The organism is Caballeronia eucalypticola (genome assembly GCF_047608185.1).
GTDB lineage: Bacteria > Pseudomonadota > Gammaproteobacteria > Burkholderiales > Burkholderiaceae > Caballeronia.
Genome location: NZ_JBLKRU010000037.1, coordinates 84,565 through 84,918, shown reverse-complemented (window position 1 = coordinate 84,918; position 354 = coordinate 84,565). Strand labels below are relative to the sequence as shown.

At 59.9% G+C, this 354-nt stretch carries 1 pseudogene; it reads left to right on the top strand.

The features are described from left to right. Positions 1-282 (top strand): annotated as a pseudogene (locus tag ACMX25_RS30795) (hypothetical protein); the annotation flags it as partial. Positions 283-354 lie beyond the last annotated feature (72 nt).

Here is a 354-nt window from a genome sequence, read left to right as displayed (position 1 = left end):
TTCCTGCTTGACCTGCTGAGCCGCGAACTCACGCCCAAGACACTGCGACGCCATCGCGACAATCTCTGGCTGCTGGGAGGTGAATTGATCCGCAGGCGTTACGAGGACACCAGGCTCAAGAAACTGCCCGCGCAAGAGGCCATCGCCGAGTTGATAGAACCAGACGGCGGCCCTCTGATCTGGCCACGCATCAGCCAGACTGATCAAGACTCCCTGGATGCCACCTGTCGCAGGCTATACAGGTTTCTCGAAGCCCGGGAAAAACCGGCAGCTAAAGGGTAGCGTGCTGCCACGGCTTACCCACCGAGTGCTTCGCACCTGTGGACAAGCCGCCTTGTGTGCCAGTGAAAGGCA